This is a genomic window from Spirillospora sp. NPDC049652 (genome assembly GCF_040675125.1).
GTDB lineage: Bacteria > Actinomycetota > Actinomycetes > Streptosporangiales > Streptosporangiaceae > Spirillospora.
Genome location: NZ_JBFAOF010001323.1, coordinates 1 through 1,571, shown reverse-complemented (window position 1 = coordinate 1,571; position 1,571 = coordinate 1). Strand labels below are relative to the sequence as shown.

Annotated in this window: 2 protein-coding genes; one reads left to right on the top strand and one right to left on the bottom strand. The window is 72.6% G+C overall.

The window, feature by feature from the left end; translation table 11 throughout:
- The coding region (locus AB0J52_RS39835) for a 2'-5' RNA ligase family protein (RefSeq protein WP_500188332.1) at positions 1-245 on the top strand (245 nt) is incomplete at its 5' end.
- Positions 246-480: 235 nt separating this feature from the next.
- On the opposite strand, the gene AB0J52_RS39830 is transcribed toward AB0J52_RS39835, so the two are convergent.
- The coding region (locus AB0J52_RS39830) for a class I SAM-dependent RNA methyltransferase (RefSeq protein ID WP_500188331.1) at positions 481-1,571 on the bottom strand (1,091 nt) is incomplete at its 5' end.

Here is a 1,571-nt window from a genome sequence, read left to right as displayed (position 1 = left end):
CCGTGCGCGCAGCGGTCGCCGAGACCGTCACGCACCACCAGCTCGCCGACGAGCCGGAGTGGACGCCGCACGTCTCGGTCGCCTACAGCAACTCCACCCGGTCGGCGGCCCCGGTCCTGAACGCGTTGGCTGAACCGCCGCAGGAGCGACGGTTCACTGCGCGATCGGTGTGCCTGGTCAGCCAGGAAAGAGTCGGCCGCTTGTATCGATGGGATCGCCTGACCGACTCGCTTCTCAGCGGCTAGCTTCGAAGCGCGTGCGCCACACGCCAAGCCCCGCCGGACATCCGGCGGGGCGTTTCACGTCCTTGGCCCCCTGAAAGCGTTACGGCTTCCCGGAGAGCCGCCGGACGGCCCCTGGGGACCGTCCGGCGTTTCATGATCGTGCGCTACTCGTGCGCGCAGAGCATGGGAAGCCAGGCGACACGAGGCAACACCCAGCAACAAAAAGCAACTAGGAGGCTGCCGGTCAAGCCGCGGTCTAGCCTCTGACCAGGGTGGCCAGGCACTCCACGTGCTGGGTCATGGGGAAGGCGTCGAAGGCGCGGAAGGACTCCAGGGTCCAGCCGCGCTCGGAGAAGTAGGCGAGGTCGCGGGCCAGCGTCGCCGGGTCGCAGGAGACGTAGGCGATCTTGCGGCCGGCGAGGGCGGCGACGCGGTCGACGACCGCGCGGCCCGCGCCCTGGCGGGGCGGGTCGAGGACGACGACGTCGGCGCCGCGCATCCGGGAGCCGCGGCGGTGGCCGGTGGCGCGCTTGTTCTGCGCCCGGCCGGTGGACTCGTCGGAGCGGCCGAACTCCAGGTCGGCGATGACCTCCTCGACCTGGCCGCGCTCGAACGAGACCTGCGGCAGGTCGCGGAGGTTGAACTTGGCGTCGCGGACGGCCTGGCCGTCCGACTCGACGCCGACGACGAGGCCGTCGCGGCCGACCCGCTCGCCGAGGAACGCCGAGAACAGGCCGACGCCGCAGTACAGGTCGAGGGCGATGTCGCCGGGCTTGGGCTCCAGCGCGTCGATCACGGCGGCGGCGAGGGTCTGCGCCGCCCCCGGGTGCACCTGCCAGAAGCCCGAGCCGGAGACCTGGAACAACCGCCCCTGGACCTCCTCGCGGACGTACGGCGGCGTGGTGCCCTGCTCGGGCTTGCCGCGCATCAGCCGGACCGGCACGTCCAGGTGCGGGACGCGGATCCTGCGCGGGTTCGGGCCGCGGACCGCCACCAGCCGGTCGCCGGTCGCCGCGGACGTGATGCCCTCGACGCTGTTGGCGCCCTGCCAGCGCTTGGTCTCGATGCCCATGATCTCGACGCCCGGGTGGGCGATGAGACACTCGTCGATCGGCTCGATGTCGTGCGAGCGGTGCCGGCGCAGGCCGGGGGTGCCGTTCTCCACCGCGAACTGGACGCGGGTGCGCCAGCCGAGGCCGGGCGGGGGCGTCATGTCCTCGCCCGCGAACGGGTACGGCACCTCCTCGACCAGGACGGTGCGGGTGATCCCGGCGACGCGGGCGAGCTGCTCCTCGACGACGGCGGCCTTCAGCCGGCGCTGGGCGGGCAGCGACGCGTGCTGCCAGT